Origin of the sequence: Endozoicomonas sp. ALB091, from assembly GCF_049310265.1 — a bacterium.
Classification (GTDB): Bacteria; Pseudomonadota; Gammaproteobacteria; order Pseudomonadales; family Endozoicomonadaceae; genus Endozoicomonas.
Map to the genome: position 1 here is coordinate 545,295 of NZ_JBLYNQ010000007.1, position 16,204 is coordinate 561,498.

Below are 16,204 nucleotides of genomic sequence, written 5' to 3' on the forward strand. Positions count from 1 at the left end.
CCTCCCTTCCATCATGATTGCCACACTTTTTGTTTTCTGTACCCAGGTTGAAATTACATATCATTGACATCAAAAAAATGGTAACAGATCTATTACCCTGTTTGTCCATCTTTTGGAGGTGGCCCATCACCACCCGGACCTGCTCATCAGGTATGGTGGCTCCAAAACATAAACTGCTGGCATAAGACGTCCGTTTAAAAGTGTTGCTGAGGATCTGGTAATTCAGGGGCTGGTTTTCCATTGGCTTCGCTTCGGCCGGTCTTTCGGACAAGCTGGCCGCCCCGGATGGATCACCGGTGCTGGCAACCTGTCTCTCTATTACCGGCGCGGTGGCAGGCGGTAGTGTTTGCCCATCCCCTGAATTCGGGGGTAAGGCCCGACATGAAGGTACTCTTATTTATCTACTGCGAAACCTGCCATCTGGCCCTGTTGTGCTGCGGGTGTGGTGTGGGGACGGTGTCCTGAAACTGGCTCGGAAGAAGGAGCATCATTAAGGGACGTTGATATAGGCATTGCCATTGTTTCTAGTCTCCTGCCTGGAGTAAATAACCATATTTTGTTGAATACAACCGGAAGCAGTCCGGATAATCCGGTCATTTAGACAAGATAAATTTGAGTAAAGTTCAAACCGGCACAAGAGAAACGCCTCAGGCCTGCCTTTCGCGACAACTTCTCACCCGTGGGAATCAACACCCCTCACTTGCTGTCAATGCAAAATTCCGGAAGACAGTGACCGTTCTCAATGGTGGCAAAGCACTGAAGTCCGGGCTGCTGATGCATTATCGCAACCGGGTCAGTATCAATCTTCATGGGGGAACCTATCGGATAAGCCACGATTACTACCTCAGCGATTTATCCAAAACACAGCATCAGGCTCTGTTTATGGCGTGTAATATGACGAGTGATGAATCTGTTTATAGCTGTGGTAAAACCGAGCAATTCTTAAATGTTATTCAGAAAATCGACATTTAATGTCCCCACTGGTACGACCATGTAATTCCATTTTGGCAGAAACTTAGTTTAGATATTGCAGCAAAATGAACCTCTGCACAGAACAGCTGTCTGCTTTATTATATTTTCGTGAATTAATGAAATATAACTATGCATAGAACCTCTGCTGCTAACGCAAGATCAGGCAATTATTACCACCAACCGGATAACCAGGCCGCTTCTTCAAGGCTTGGGCAATATAGACATGACACGGTAAGACAGAGGGATAATCCCTACCGCACTATCCCGGGGCGTAATGAATTTTACCCTGCTTCTGGCGCATACACTTCTCAAAATCTACAGTGTCGTTCAGTAACCCCTACCCCTGCTCAAGATTTTAATGCCCTTGTCAACCCGGAAATAATGGATGATCTGTTGAGTAAATCTGCTCGTTTCGCTCAACGCTATAATGGGAGTAATCATGGTCAATTTGCCAGTACCATTAAAAAATACGCGTCAGCTTCTAAAAGACCGTTAAATCGAGCGGAACAAAGCCAGCTGATGCGTTTTCTGCAAAATTTTACAGTAACACGGAGCTGGAATTGGCGAAGCCTGACGACAACACTTCATTCATTTACTTCAGCAGGTGCTTTTACCCCTCATCACCCCATGGATGAGGGTGTCAGGCATACTCAAGCTGCCTTATTGTCAACGCTACTTGATGCAATAATATTCAAGTGCCACCTACAACCTGGAGCCAGCGACATTGACACCCAGCCAATCGCCAACCTGCTGTGGGCCATGGCAAAACTGGTGGACAACGGGCAGGTGCAGACACCAGGGCTCAACGAGGCCGTGGCCGCGCTGTTGCCCCACGTAAACGCGCAGAAAGCTAACTTTAAACCTCAGGAAATCGCCAACCTGCTGTGGGCCATGGCGAAACTGGTGGACAATGGGCAGAAGCAAACACCTGAGTTCAAGGAAGCCGTAGCCGCGCTGTTGCCCCAAGTAAACGCACAGAAAGCTAACTTTAAACCACAGGAAATCACCAACCTGCTGTGGGCCATGGCGAAACTGACAGACAACGGCCAGGAGCGGACACCAGAGTTCAAAGAAGCTGTGCCCGTGCTGTTGCTCCACGTAAACGCACAGAAAGCTAATTTTAAACCACAGGAAATCACCAACCTGCTGTGGGCCATGGCGAAACTGGTGGACAACGGGCAGGAGCGGATACCAGGGCTCAAAGAGGCCTTAGCCGCACTGCTGCCCCGGGTGAACGCACAGAAAGACCAATTTATTCCCCGGGCTATCGGCAACCTGCTGTGGGCCATGGCGAAACTGGTGGACAACGGGCAGGTGCAGACACCAGGGCTCAACGAGGCCGTGGCCGCGCTGTTGCCCCACGTAAACGCGCAGAAAGCTAACTTTAAACCTCAGGAAATCGCCAACATGCTGTGGGCCATGGCGAAACTGGTGGACAATGGGCAGAAGCAAACACCTGAGTTCAACGAGGCCGTGGCCGCGCTGTTGCCGCAAGTAAACGCACAGAAAGCTAACTTTAAACCACAGGAAATCAACAACCTGCTGTGGGCCATGGCGAAACTGGTGGACAACGGGCAGGCGCAGACACCATGGCTCAACGAGGCCGTGGCCGCGCTGTTACCCTACGTGAACGCACAGAAAGACCAATTTATTCCTCAGCATATAGCCAACCTGCTGTGGGCCATGGCAAAACTGGTGGACAACGGGCAGGAGCCGACACCAGGGCTCAAAAAGGCCGTGGCCGTGCTGTTGCCCTACGTGAACGCACAGAAAGACCAATTTATTCCTCAGGCTATTGCCAACCTGCTGTGGGCCATGGCGAAACTGGTAGACAACGGGCAGGTGCGGACACCAGGACTCAAGGAGGCCGTGGCCGTGCTGTTACCCTACGTGAACGCACATAAAGACCAATTTACTCCTCAGCATATAGCCAACCTGCTGTGGGCCATGGCGAAACTGGTCGACAATGGGCAGGTGCGGACACCAGGGCTCAACGAGGCCGTGGCCGTGCTGTTACCCTACGTGAACGCCCATAAAGACCAATTTATTCCTCAGCATATAGCCAACCTGCTGTGGGCCATGGCAAAACTGTTGGACAGTGGGCAGGAGCAGACACCAGATATCAACCAGGCTGTGGCCGTGCTGTTGCCCTGCGTGAACGCACAGAAAGACCAATTTATTCCTCAGGCTATCGCCAACCTGCTGTCGGCCATTGCGAAACTGGGTGAATTCGTTGAGCTGAACGTGGTTACCTCTACGTTCGAATCGCTTGTCGGTCAAATCAGTGAAAACCCTCAGCTCTCTGAGCAAGACATATTAATGTCTCTCTGGGGACTAATGATATGCTGTGCCAGGTTGTCTCTGGTTCCCAATGCCAATAGAAATAACGTGTTTGAAAAGCACCTGGATGACCTGTTTACTCGCATGGAAAATACATTCCCGGACAATGAAGATGAGCAAACCATTATTGCCATGGCCGCAAGTTGGCTTGGGAAACCTTGTCCATTCGTCCCCCATTACCGGACAACCATGTCAAAAACTCAAACCGACTTCCACGATCAACTCCAATCACGCATTCCCTCTTTGAGGATTAAAAAAGAAAAAAGTCTGAACACATTACCTCCGGTAAACCTGCTACTGCCAGATCACAACATTGTGATTGAAGTTCAGGGACCGTCTCATTACGTGGGTGGTGATTTCAAAACCAGGAATGGCTCGACACTGCTTAAAATCGCACTGCTGCAAAAATCAGGATTTGAGGTCATTGAAATCCCGGTGAACGAGCTTGGGAACCGGGATCGGGATTCCATGAAACGATGTATTGATCGCATAAAGACCAGGGTAGACACCCCGCTGCCGGGGCTTGCCTCTGTAGGGCTTAAAAGAAGGCGTGCAGATGAGGCACACATGACCACCGATAAAGGAAGGCAACCCTCAGATTACTTTCACTCAACCGCCGAAGAACATTCAAAAGAGCACACCGACCAACCAAAAAGAAAAAAAAGGAAGAGAAAAAAATGAAGACCATTGATGATCATTGCGACCACAGCCTCCTGAACAAAAGCATCATGAACCGACAGAACCCACAGGAATGGGCACCAGCATTTCCTGCAGGTTTACCTTGCCAGTGTCGTCATATCCCCTGAAGCGCTTCTCACTGATCACCGCAAAGCCTCTTTGCTCAAGCACTTGTTTTGCCGGGGGTGATTTCAGGGTTTGCTGGGTTAATGTGCCAAGGCTCATAAGTATCCCTTCGGATTGCAGTCGTTGCACCTCCTGGGCGATGGCCTCTTGTGTTGCCATGCTGAGCAGACTGAAACCCTGGCGACACTGCATCTTTTCCAGCCGGGTCATCCCTGTTGGCACCTGCACTTGCCTGAGATCATGGAAGCTATTATGGATGCCACGGGTAATCCCGTTTTGCCGGTCAGTCTTGCAGTCTTTATGGTCAGGGCTGGAACAGGTGTGAATGCCTGCACGGCTGGCAATAAAACGCCGGACATTATCATCCAGGCAGTTTTCCATGTTCTGCAGTGGCAAGGGGGTCAGTTCAAATTTCTCTTTGATGGCCGTCCTGTCAGGTTTGAGATGATACGTCTGGATATAGGAATCCGCCCGACAGTCTTCACTATGGCTGCCAGTGACCTGTAACAGATCAGCGGCACCATGCATGGCAGCTTCCAGTTGGCGTTGGAAGTCCGGCTTCAGGGCAGGCTCACCGGTGAAATCCCTGGTGAGTTGCGACGGCAGATCCAAACGCCGGGGGTCAAACCCTGTAAGCGGGTGTCGGCCTGTGCAGAATCCCGGGAACGAGGCATCAACCCCGGTGCATCGGATATAGTCCATACGGTCAGCAAAACGCAGTACCCGCAGATAACGGCGAACCGATGGGGAAATAGTCTGGTCGCTCTTGCCATGTACGTCGTCTTCCTTGCTGGCCAGCGCCTCGGCTATACCATCCAGCTGTTGTTGTGGATACTGCCCCTTCAGATCCCGTTTGAAATAGTCAGCCGCCCTGGCTTCTTCATCTCGTTTGGGGACATCTTCCGCTGCGGCGTCATGATAGATAATGGCCAGCGACAACAGATTCTTTTCAATGTCAGAGAACTGCATCGGATCGAATTTGTCCAGCAACTCGATATACCACAACAGATTGTTCCGGGCCCGCAATACATGACTGCAGCTGTGAGCAGACTTCCACACCACGGGCAATGTCTCACGGCCAAGGCATTGGATGACTCGCTCTGGTCCGGGACGTCGGTAATAGTGCTGTAAGATTCTCAGAATGGTCTCTTCGTTATCTTTGGCATTGGGCAGAACCGGCGGTTGGCTGAAGGCGTCGACGATAAATTGCAACGCTGCTGGTTGCATCAATGAGGCAGGTTGGGCAGATTGACTGCCGGTAAGGCCGAAGGACTTTCGCAGTTCGTCTATTTGTTGTTGCCCTTTTTTGATATTTTCTGGCCACTGCTGATAAAAGGGCTCTTGATCCCGCCGCTCCCGGAGTTCTTTAGCCCAGTGGATATAATCATCTGCACAAAGTGTTCCCAGGGATTGTTCAATGCCATCAGCTCCGGTGTCTGCTATTTTTTCTCTCACAGCGCTGAATATTTGCTCATCGGGTTCACCAAAACGAAACAGAGCCAATAAATAGTTCTTTAATTGGTCATAGGGGTGATACCCTTGAAAAGGTCGTCGAAGGACGTAGTCAAACACTTCTTGCAGTTCTGCTGAACTGAGTCTCTGGCAACGTTGATGAAATTCCAGCATGACAGCCGGATCATTAAAGAAGGGGACATCAGTAATTAAATACCCTAAATCGCCCCCCTTATAGGATAATCCCAATGCCTTTAAACGACAGCACAGTCTAATCGAATAAAATTCCCTTAACAGATGCTTGCCATTTTTTTCATCAAAAGACACCCCGCGTCTGGCCAGTTCAGTAGATAACTGGAAAAAAACATCTTCCTCGTCAGCTCTCTCTCCCCTATGCTCTTGTTGGTTATAATACAGAGACATACTACGATGATGATCTTGTAACCATAACGTTGTTGCTGACTGGATCAACAAATCAAGTACTGTCTGCCACTTCCCCTTGTAAAGAAACGTTTTTTCAACCGGGAAATCCTGGTCTATTAATTTCCAGATCTGGTCTATTAATTCCCTTAAGTGTTGATGATTGAAGTCCGGGTTCGTTACCAGTTTTATAATGTCCTGACATGGATACTGCATCGCTGGCAGATGCTGTTGATTCAGGGTCTTTGCTCTTAACGGCATTGGCAGAAAATTCAATACCTGCCTGAAGGTTTCTTCAGCAATGATATGGGATATCGAAAAATTAGTGAGCCTGGCTTTATGCAGCGCTGACAGATGGCCACTGACTTCATCCTCAAAATAAACCTCTGCCGAGCCGCTTTGCTGGGAATAAACCAGCCAGGGCAATGGGTCGATGCCAAAAGTCTCTTCTAACTGGTGTTTATCCTGCAAATGATCGGTAATGTCTTTGCCAAGGTCCTCTTTTGCAGTAAGAAAGCACTTGATTTGTGATTTTTTATACCCGGTGGTTAGCCATTCTGAATGGCATGTTAACTTTTCATAATCTTTTTCCCTGAATTCAGGCGGTTTGAATGTGCCATTCCAGCGCAGTTTACCGGATGAAGATCCCTGATAAACGGTACAGATCCGTTTAGCTCTCTCCTCCATTTTCTTTTGCAGTGAACTGTGGTCAGGCAGGCATTTGGCAGAAAGCTCATCCGGCTTTACCGCATTGTTCTCTAGAAAGGATGTAATGGCATTTTTTTTATAGGCAGCGAGCGTACCGGGTTTTATCAGACCAACAGTGACATGGTTCGGCCTGAGTATCGTGGGTACATCTTCCATAATCAGGATGACCGGCCTTGGTCCTTTGGGTAATTTATCCTTATGGTCAAGATAATCCGACTCTTTTTTGAATCTTGCATGGCCTGATTTCGCGGAGCTCATCCTGATCTGTCGAGCGCCTAACGTGCCTGCCTTCACAGCATCAAGCAATTCCTGTCTTAGCTGTTCTCTGTTACCCGGAGGCTCGCAGTGTGCAGTTTCAGGGTTTGACTGTTTGCCCGGTGGCACCGGGCAACTCTCAGGGTTGGCAAACCCTGCTGTCGAGAATGAATTTACTGCTTTTGGTAATGAATCCATATCAATAAAACTGACTGATAATGCCTCAACGTCTATGGTCAAAATTTTCTACCAGCTGGCCAATAAAATTTTCCAGCCGGGCAATATCCATATCTGCCGTCAGCATCAGCAGGAAGCCAATCACATCGGCCAATGCCGGGTCGTTCTCAAATGAGTGCAGCGCCTGCTCCAGCGACTCCAGATCGCCCTGCTCGAAAGCAGTAATGATGGCATGAACAAAGCTGTCCATGCGCATCTCTTTGAGACTTTGCAGCAAAGCATTCTCATTCCACTCAGGTTTTGGCAGCGCAGTGACATAATCCACCCCCAGTAAACAGCGGATTTTATCAAACATCAGCCCGGCATCCAGGGGCTTGCCAATGTATTCGTCAAACCCCTGAATCAACAACCGCTCCCTGGCCTCATGGCTGACACTGGCGGTCACAGCCACAGCTTTGACCGATACTTTTCCGGGAAGTTCACGAATTTTCCTGATCGCTGTCACCCCATCCATCACCGGCATGGAGATATCCATCAAAATCAGGTCAAAATCCACCTGCTTCACCGCTTCCACCGCCTGAAGGCCATTGCCGGCAGTATCAACCCTGAAACCGGCGGAGTCCAGCAACCCGGCCATCATATCCCGGTTACTTTCAACATCATCCACCACCAGCACCCGGACCCCCTGAAAGCGCTCATCCAAATGCACATAAATGGAACCGGGCAGTAGGCGCTGATGCTCTTTCAGCGCTGCAAAACTGCCCAGAACCAGCGGCAGGACAAAAATAAAACGGCTCCCCTTGCCGGGCTCGCTGATAACATCAAGCTCCCCACCCATGGCCGAGACCAGCCGCCGACTGATCGCCAGCCCCAGGCCAGTGCCACCGATCTGCAACCCCAGATGGACCTGCCGGAAAGGTTCAAAGACCCTCTCCAGGTCCTCATGGGCAATACCAACACCGGTGTCGCGGACTTCAAAGACAATATCATTGCCCTCCACGGACACCCGGCATTCAACCCACCCCTTAACCGTGTACTTAACCCCGTTACTGAGCAGATTCAGCAGCACCTGACGAACCTTGATTTCATCCAGCATGACAATTTCCGGTAACGTGCCAATGGGCAACAGGCGTAAATCCAGCCCCTTGCTGACCGCCCTTTCCATCAGAATATTGCGCACCCCGCGCAGTAACTCCAGCAATCGCACCGCAGAAGGGTGTAACTCAATCTTGCTGGACTCAATTTTGGTTAAATCGAGAATATCGTTAATCAGTGACAGCAAATGCTGGCCACTGGCCTCAATGGTGTTCAGGCTTTTTCGCTGGGCCGACGATAACGAGAGGTTTCTTAACAACAGCTGGGCATTGCCAAGCACGCCATTCAGCGGTGTTCTCAACTCGTGGCTCATATTGGAGAGGAACAGACCTTTGGCCAGATTGGCCCGCTCTGCCTCTTCCTTGGCCCGCATCAACTCATGCTCAATGCGTTTGCGCTCCGTGATATCACGAACCACCATGGAGATCAGCAGGCCATCGCCGGTTTTCAGGGGGTTGCTGGTGATTTCTACCGGGAAAATCCGGCCTTTACGATCAATACCCCGGGATTCATAACCCACCAGGCACAACTGCTCCCAACTGGCTTTTTCCAGATCACCCAACAGAGGGTGCCCCGGACGGTTTTCCAGTGGCGTCAGCAGGCTCAGGGGCATATTGACCAGGTCTTCCCGGTGAAAGCCAAACAGATCTTCCGTCCTGCTGTTGGCCATGCCGATAATGCCTTCCGGTGTGGCAATGATGGTTGCGTCCGGCGCGCTGTCCAGTAGCAGCTTGAATTTCTTGGTATCGCTGACCCGATCAGTAATATCATTGGCCAGCCCTTCCACCAGATATTGCCTGTCTTCCAGATCCCCGATATCGCTCCAGAAGATTTCCAGCCTGCGGATGCTGCCATTCAGATGCCGGATATCCAGCTCAAAGGTATCGCCCCATCGCCCCTGCTTGGCCTCACGAAACTGATCCCGAAAACATAATTTACTGTCCCGGTTAGCAAGATACCCGATCAATGGACGCAGAAACTCCTTCTGTGTGTAGCCCAGAATGGCCTCTATTGACGGACTGACATGGGTAACGCACCCATCCTTATTGAGGTTGAAATAGAAATAGTTCCCCCTCAGCCGCTCCAGCAAATGACCGATATTGCTGGTTCTGGCCCGATGCAGTGCTTTTTCCCGGTCCGCCAGCCTGGTCACCAGTTGCTGGAAACTTTCGGTCAAACTGCCCATTTCATCCCGGCTGATATGGGTAATCACCGGCATGACCCGACGGTAGGTAAAATCATCCATGGCTCGCTTCAAACGGATAATCGGACGGGTAATTCTCACCGACACCAGGCTGGCACAGGTAAATATCAGTGTCAGGGAGAGTAGCATCAGCAATGCATTAATCTGCGCCTGGTCAATAACCGGAGCCAGTACGGTTTCCCTTGGGGCATAACTGATCATCCACCAGGAAGCCGATTTAATGGGTGCCCCCATCAACCAGTACTCATTCTGCCGCACCGGCACCCACTTATGCCGGAAAGCGGGCTCACCTCGTTCAATCAGCTCTTCCAGGTCATGCCATAACCCCGGTGAACCGTAATAGAACTGGCTTTGATGAATGCTGTTTAACTGGTAGCGCTTCGGCGTTTCACTGTCCGTCTGCAGGTACTCTCCTGCGCCATTAACAATGGAAAAACTGGCATTTCCCGTGGTGTTTTCCACCAGCTGCTGGCGCAGATCCGCCAGGCTGATATCCATCCAGAAATAGCCATAAAGGGTGTTCTCTGAAATGACCGGGACGATATAGCTGACAATCCACCCTTTATCCGCAGACCCTCTTGGCGATGTCCAGAATCCCCCTTTCTGCTGATCCTGATTGGCCCACCAGAACTGGGCTGGAAACAGGCCGGTATCGACGCTTTCATCCAGCCGGACCCGGCACTGATTCCTGTAGGCATGAAAAACATCCCAGTGCTGCAGGCTGCTGCCGAGCTTCACATAAGTAAAGCCGCGAACCAGAGAGTTTCTTGCCACCAGATCCGTGAGAAAGTGTTTGATCATGGCATGGTCAGTCACTGGCATCCGACTCAACATATCCCCCATAAACGAGGTCATGGTCATCAGCTGCCGGGTATGGCTGTCAATTTTGTCCGCATTATGCCAGACCTGCTCAATCAGCCCTTTTGCGACCGCGTCCGTGGCCTGTTTGAGTGAGAGGTAGAGGTGGATTCCAAAGATCAGGTTGTACAGCAGCGTGACAGGCACGACAGTAAAAAAAATGATTTTTTTCCTGATAGAAAATTGCACTGGGTTCACTGCACACGGCCACAATGAACGCTAATGATAGACCAGCATTTCAGCAGTGAATGGAGATTCTGAACAACGCAACCTCAGCCTTTCAGAATATTCTGGCTGTGCCAGGGAAAGCTGGCTAGAAAGGCAGAAAAACGTTCAATATCAAAAGGTTCCCCGGACAGCCAGCGCTGTGCATGAGCCTTCGTCAACAACGTCGGCATGCGCTCAGCGATCAACATTAACGGTGGCATTGCCGGCATGGTTAACACGGCGCAGGAATCGAAAGAGAGAGTACTGTCCACCGTGAACCGCTCCCATAATCCGGCCATCAGTAGCAGCGAACCATCTTTTGCGCCGATACGCCACAACTGACGACGGTTGCCCGGAGCCATATGCCATTGGTAGTAGCTATCCGCCAGAATCAGGCAACGCCTGTCCTGCCAGGCTTTTTTGAACATTCGTGACTCAGCGGCGGTCTCCACACGGGCATTGATCTGGGCCCGAGATAAATCCTGCAACCAGGAAGGGACAAGCCCCCACTTGGCCCGGGCGAGTTCAGGGGCACCACAGTCACTGTTCCGAACCAGCCACACCTGCTGCCCCGGCACCACCTGTTGCACGGGTTTCTGAGTTAACACATCGTTGATACCGAGAAAGCCAAGGTCAACCCTGGGCAGGTTGAATGAGTAACGGCTGCACATAAATTACTCCAACTCACTTTAATCATTTGCGATCAAGAGCCTGATTATTGCAGATAAAGAGTGGCCAACTGATCCACCAGCTGCCTGGCCTTTTCCAGTTGAACCGTATTGAGCAGAGTCTCCAGCCTGGCTTTCTGGGCTTCGGCAGAGGCTGATATGTTCGACGGGGCCTGCAGACTGAGCTCGGTCCACATATAAGCCGCGATCAGGTTGCGGTCCGTGCCTTCACCATTGAGATAGGCCCGTCCCAGCTCATACTGTGCTTCAGGATTCAGCCCTTCACGCCCGGCAGCCTGCTGGAAATAGTCAAAGGCCATGCCAATATCCTTAGCGGTCCCGGCAAGCCCGTCACGATAAGCCCTGCCCAGCCAGAGCATGGCTTCGGCCCGGGCTTTCTGATCGCCCTGGCGGGCAATGCGCTGCAAAGCGTTAATGGCTTTAGCCGGGTTTGTTGCCTGGCCTGAGTGGAGGATTTGAATCGCCTCGCTTAACTGTCCCTGAACCTTACCAGAAACCGACGGCTCTTTTTGTTCTTTCTGCTCTTTCTGAGCCACAACACCGCTAACAGGGGTGGTAGCCCAGACCGGCCCCGCCACCGTGACCAGCAATACCACCAAACTGACAGCACTTTTAAACTGCTTCAACATGAATAATTCCTGCCTGGCATTTTTATAAATGGTCAGGTTCCGGGAACCTGAAACCTGGATTATATGATGTTCGGGAACGGTTTGCAGGTATTCCTCACAGCGATTCCCATTCCAGCGATAAACGTCACCCGGCAACCAATTCCACCTTCGTTATCACTTCAATCGCACACATACTGATGAACAACCTCTGGTTTGCATCCTCCATACGCCTCAGTTACATTACGCGACAGTGTCTATACAGACCGGCAGTCAATCCATGAAATATAATAGCCCGTCGATCAATAACGATTTTTTCCTTATCTGACCTCAAAGCATTGGCACAAATGGAAGCTTTTGACGATATCCGCCCTTACCATGACCATGAGGTCCGGCCTACACTGGCTCGCCTGTTAACTGATAAAGACCTGCTCCATGTGTTGGCAAAGCACCGTTACCCCGGTTTAACCCGGCAATTTTCCGGAGCCATGGCCTGGATCACCTCTCTGGCGTTAAAGTACAAAACACGGAATATCCATAATGTCCGGGATTTTCAGGCCATCATCGAGCCCTATCTGACCCGGGTGATCAAAACCACCACCCATAAGGTGTCTTTTTCCGGCATTGAGCACCTGAACAAGGACAAGGCCTATCTGTTTCTGTCCAACCATCGGGATATTGTTCTGGATCCGGCCCTGGTCAACTACGCGCTCTACCTTAACGATATGGAAACCTGCCAGATTGCCATTGGCGACAACCTGGTCAAACGCCCTTTTGTCAGTGACCTGATGCGTCTGAACAAAAGCTTTATCGTCAAACGCTCACTGTCCGGACGACGGGAAAAGCTGCTCGCCTTCCAGAACCTCTCGGCCTACATTCATCACTGCATCGATGAAGGCCAGCCGGTCTGGATTGCCCAGAGCGAAGGCCGGGCCAAGGATGGTAATGACCAGACCGATCCGGCCATTATCAAGATGTTTAACCTGAGCCGTCGTGGCAGGCAGGGCGCTTTTGCTGACAATATTCGCTCACTGAATATTGTACCGGTCTCCATCTCCTACGAGTTCGACCCATGCGACTGCGACAAGGCCCGGGAACTCTATGAGAAACAACAGACCGGTCAGTATCAGAAAGCCGACGATGAAGATTTGAAAAGCATCGTCACCGGCATAGATGGTTACAAAGGGCATGTGCATGTTGCGTTTGGCAAACCGCTGACAGAAGACTTTGAAGATGCCGCCTCGGTGGTTCAAGAGGTTAACCATCAGATTCACCATAACTATCAGTTGCAGACATCCAACCTGTTTGCCTGGGAAGCGATCAGCAGTGAGATCAACCAGCATGAGCAGGTTATTCAGGTTCCGGGGATCGAACAGTTATTCCCGGCCATCGATCTGCAGAAAAAGCGCGATGAATTTACCCGACACCTGCAGCGCTGCCCTGAGCCATACCGCCCCTGGTTCCTAAAGATGTATGCCCAGCCGGTGATTAATCGCTTCCGCTACGGTTCATAAGCATGAAGGAATCATCTGCACAACATGAAGCGCACCTTTCTCACCAGTCTGAAACGCAGGTGTACAAAGTCAGTGTAATGATTCCCTCCCCCTGGCTTGAAACAGTCAAGGAGGCCCTGTTCGCTGCCGGCGCTGGTCGTTATGGAACCTATGATTGCTGTTGCTGGCAAACCCCGGGAACCGGCCAGTTTCGCCCCTTGCCGGGAAGCCAGCCCTTCTCCGGGCAACCCGGCGAAATCCATTCAGAAGAAACCTGGAAAGTAGAAATGCTTTGTCAGGAGCGGTTTTTAAAACCCGCCATTGAGGCGCTACTGCGGGCGCACCCTTATGAAATGCCTGCCTTCGATTTTCACCCGGTCAGTCTTGCCGCTGCGGAGGCGTGACATACTCAAGCCTCATGGGAAATACGCCTTCCCGACGATCGGCAAAATAATAGCGAAGCGTCCGGCTTATGGTAGAAAATGCCAGTTGGTCCCAGGGAATCTCATCTTCTGTAAAGAGGGCCACCTCCAGACTCTCCTCCCCCGGGGCAAAGTCCGGCCGTTCCAGTCTCGCCAGAAAAAAAGCCGACAGCTGACCTACATGCACCACATTAAACAGCGTATACAGTGACTCAATAGTAACATCCGCACAGGCTTCTTCGCGGGTTTCCCGTGCCGCTCCCTCTTCGATGGTTTCGCCCAACTCCATAAAACCACCGGGCAGTGTCCAGAACCCCTTTCTGGGCTCGATCGCCCGTTTACACATCAATACCTTATCCTGGTAAACGGGCAGGCACCCGGTGATAACCCTGGGGTTCTGATAATGAATCGTGTGACAGTGATTACACACATCCCGCAGGCGATGGTCCCCTTCAGGCACTTTTCTTTGAGTCTTATGACCGCAGACACTGCAGTAATGCATAGAGGATCCTGTCATCAACGTTCACTCCTTGTTTCTGGCAGACGGGTAAAGAAGGACAATAACAGAGTAACAAAACCTCAGAGATGAACAAACTGTCGATCTACTTGCTTCATTAACGGGAAAAGCTTTTCTTTTCCTTTGAGGTTCCAATGCAAGACCCGCAACACCTGTCAACCAGCCCCCCTCATCAAACACTGAAAGAGGACAGGGTTCAGTTTACCATCATGAAGAATCCTTAATGTCTACCTTAAGAACAAGAACTAAGGGAGGCATCCTGATTGCTGCCAAATTTTTCGCTTATGAATTTACAGGGCCAGAACTCAAGGCTTCTATAGGCCCAATGTAATCAATTACGAGTTTGAACTCATTTCGCAACCTCTGCGGAACATTATCTTGCATGAAGCGCTCTATTTCGGCGAGCAACATCCGCTTTTCTTCCGGGCTGCAATCATAATCCGCCGTCACCTTGAACTTAAGTTGGTCTCTGGTTTTGCCAGTGAGTGCCAGCCCACAAATGCGAGCATTATTCCAAAGCAGAGGGCCAACGAGTTTTATCAACTCATCCTTCATGTCACTTATAATCCTCTTTTCGGTATTTGTGGATGAAATACCCGCGGTATCAGGGTTACCACCGTCTCGAAAAGGTTTGCTGATTTCATCACGTTGAGCACTCGGTGCCGAAAGTGCCACATTTCTGTTTGTTACAGGTTTAGTACCATTGGTCGACATTTTTTCTTCTTGCAGGCATAGTTCCGGACTCAGGCCAGGAGTCGGAGGCACGCTGGCAACTGCGGCGACGGGGGGAGATGGTGAACGACCAACCGCAACCGGTGGGGTAACATAACCGGTGAGTTGTGATGAAGTGGCTCCAGAGTTTACATTTTGCATAATCAGTTCCTCAAGGTGAAACTGATCTCTTAGGGTAGACATTATTAGGAACTGTCCTGAAATAACTTTCACATTTCTACAGCCACAATAAAGCTTCGAAACAATTATCAAGACTGAACAAGATGAGTACTCCAAATAGTTAGTAGAGTCCTGATCTTGCGAGTCGGTCTTTTGTGGTAACCACAACAAGGGTTGGATTCCCGAGCATTGCGGATTCCAGAATGGTTTGCAGTCCTTCTCGTTTAAAGTTGAAAGCACTGGCAATGTCACCGATAAATTCTGAGTCAGGATGCTTTTTGAGCAAGAGAGACTTCTGCGTGTCGATGCTGGATACACGACAAAGAGTTAATAAAGGGCAGAATGACCACTCACTCTGTGCAGGCAACAAAATGTTAATAGCCCCCAAGAACACTGGATAAATCCGGCTGAGCTACTTATGATAAATTCAAGTCCCTTGCAAGGATGCCTCTGAAGTCACCATGATGTTGAACCAGGTTGAAGAACGGCTGCAAAACCACCAGCCCAGAACAATAAATGCCCAACTGCCAGAAGCCGCAGTGCTGATACCCATTACCAATGCACCGGAACCAGAGCTGGTGTTTACCCGGCGGGCTCCCCACATGAGCACCCATAGTGGTGAGGTTGCGTTCCCGGGAGGCAAGCGGGACTTATCCGACAGAGACCTGGTCCAGACCGCATTGAGGGAGTCCTTTGAAGAGATCGCCCTCCCTCCGGAAGCCGTCAGAATCATTGGTCAAACCGGCTCGGTGGTCTCGCGCTTTGGTCTGGAAGTCACCCCTATTGTCGGGATTATTGCCGCAGACACGCCACTAAGAGCCAATATGGCGGAGCTGGATCGTATTTTTAAAGTCCCGTTAAGCTACTTTCTGGACAAGGACAACCTGACGTTCAACCATTGGAAACTGCGCAACCATGACTACATGATGCCGTCCTTTTACTATGGCGAGTATCTGATCTGGGGGCTGACTGCCGTGATGCTGGTGGAGTTCCTGAATATTACCCTGGATGCCGACATCTCACTGAACGCTCCTCACTTCAACAGCCATTTCCCCCGGCATAAGTAGCCAGAAATATTCGATTCCATATGGCCAG

At 50.7% G+C, this 16,204-nt stretch carries 12 protein-coding genes; 5 read left to right on the top strand and 7 right to left on the bottom strand.

Annotated elements, in window-relative coordinates; all coding sequences use genetic code 11:
• The first annotated feature begins 612 nt into the window (after positions 1–612).
• Together ACO6UX_RS14355 and ACO6UX_RS14360 are read left to right on the top strand one after the other, a co-directional pair.
• Positions 613–972 carry a hypothetical protein gene (locus ACO6UX_RS14355; protein ID WP_422448668.1) on the top strand — a complete coding sequence of 120 codons (360 nt, stop codon included), beginning with the start codon at positions 613–615 and terminating at the stop codon, positions 970–972.
• Between the two features lie 129 nt (positions 973–1,101).
• Positions 1,102–3,993, top strand: coding sequence for a DUF1601 domain-containing protein (locus ACO6UX_RS14360; RefSeq protein ID WP_422448670.1), 2,892 nt, complete (start codon positions 1,102–1,104; stop codon positions 3,991–3,993).
• A gap of 45 nt (positions 3,994–4,038) precedes the next feature.
• Here ACO6UX_RS14360 and ACO6UX_RS14365 read toward each other — a convergent pair whose 3' ends face one another.
• The 4 genes from ACO6UX_RS14365 to ACO6UX_RS14380 all read right to left on the bottom strand — a co-directional run bounded on the left by ACO6UX_RS14365 (position 4,039) and on the right by ACO6UX_RS14380 (position 11,945).
• On the bottom strand, positions 4,039–7,191 hold the full coding sequence (locus ACO6UX_RS14365; RefSeq protein ID WP_422448672.1) for a hypothetical protein: 3,153 nt from the start codon (positions 7,189–7,191) through the stop codon (positions 4,039–4,041).
• The gene (locus ACO6UX_RS14370; protein ID WP_422448674.1) at positions 7,175–10,474 is read right to left on the bottom strand and encodes an ATP-binding protein; all 3,300 of its coding nucleotides are present in this window, start codon (positions 10,472–10,474) and stop codon (positions 7,175–7,177) included. The genes ACO6UX_RS14365 and ACO6UX_RS14370 overlap by 17 nt, the downstream gene beginning before the upstream one ends.
• 83 nt (positions 10,475–10,557) lie before the next feature.
• Entirely contained in the window at positions 10,558–11,163 is a 606-nt protein-coding gene (locus ACO6UX_RS14375) for an SOS response-associated peptidase (RefSeq protein ID WP_422448676.1), read from the bottom strand.
• A 44-nt stretch (positions 11,164–11,207) separates the two neighbouring features.
• Entirely contained in the window at positions 11,208–11,945 is a 738-nt protein-coding gene (locus tag ACO6UX_RS14380; protein WP_422448678.1) for a tetratricopeptide repeat protein, read from the bottom strand.
• A 188-nt stretch (positions 11,946–12,133) separates the two neighbouring features.
• On the opposite strand from ACO6UX_RS14380, the gene ACO6UX_RS14385 reads away from it, so the two are divergent.
• Complete coding sequence (locus ACO6UX_RS14385; protein ID WP_422448680.1) at positions 12,134–13,300, top strand: 1-acyl-sn-glycerol-3-phosphate acyltransferase; 1,167 nt, start codon at positions 12,134–12,136, stop codon at positions 13,298–13,300.
• 2 nt (positions 13,301–13,302) lie between these two features.
• Positions 13,303–13,683, top strand: a complete 381-nt coding sequence (locus ACO6UX_RS14390; protein ID WP_422448682.1) for a hypothetical protein — start codon at positions 13,303–13,305, stop codon at positions 13,681–13,683.
• Here ACO6UX_RS14390 and ACO6UX_RS14395 read toward each other — a convergent pair.
• The 3 genes from ACO6UX_RS14395 to ACO6UX_RS14405 all read right to left on the bottom strand — a co-directional run bounded on the left by ACO6UX_RS14395 (position 13,658) and on the right by ACO6UX_RS14405 (position 15,503).
• The gene (locus ACO6UX_RS14395; RefSeq protein ID WP_422449560.1) at positions 13,658–14,203 is read right to left on the bottom strand and encodes an NUDIX hydrolase; all 546 of its coding nucleotides are present in this window, start codon (positions 14,201–14,203) and stop codon (positions 13,658–13,660) included. The genes ACO6UX_RS14390 and ACO6UX_RS14395 overlap by 26 nt on opposite strands.
• Positions 14,204–14,500: 297 nt before the next feature.
• Positions 14,501–15,091, bottom strand: a complete 591-nt coding sequence (locus ACO6UX_RS14400; protein WP_422448684.1) for a hypothetical protein — start codon at positions 15,089–15,091, stop codon at positions 14,501–14,503.
• Positions 15,092–15,230: 139 nt separating this feature from the next.
• Positions 15,231–15,503 (bottom strand): hypothetical protein, encoded by a 273-nt coding sequence (locus ACO6UX_RS14405; RefSeq protein ID WP_422448686.1) that lies wholly within the window; start codon positions 15,501–15,503, stop codon positions 15,231–15,233.
• 67 nt (positions 15,504–15,570) lie between these two features.
• Between ACO6UX_RS14405 and ACO6UX_RS14410 the strand changes: the two genes are divergently transcribed.
• Positions 15,571–16,176 carry a CoA pyrophosphatase gene (locus ACO6UX_RS14410; protein WP_422448688.1) on the top strand — a complete coding sequence of 202 codons (606 nt, stop codon included), beginning with the start codon at positions 15,571–15,573 and terminating at the stop codon, positions 16,174–16,176.
• Positions 16,177–16,204 lie beyond the last annotated feature (28 nt).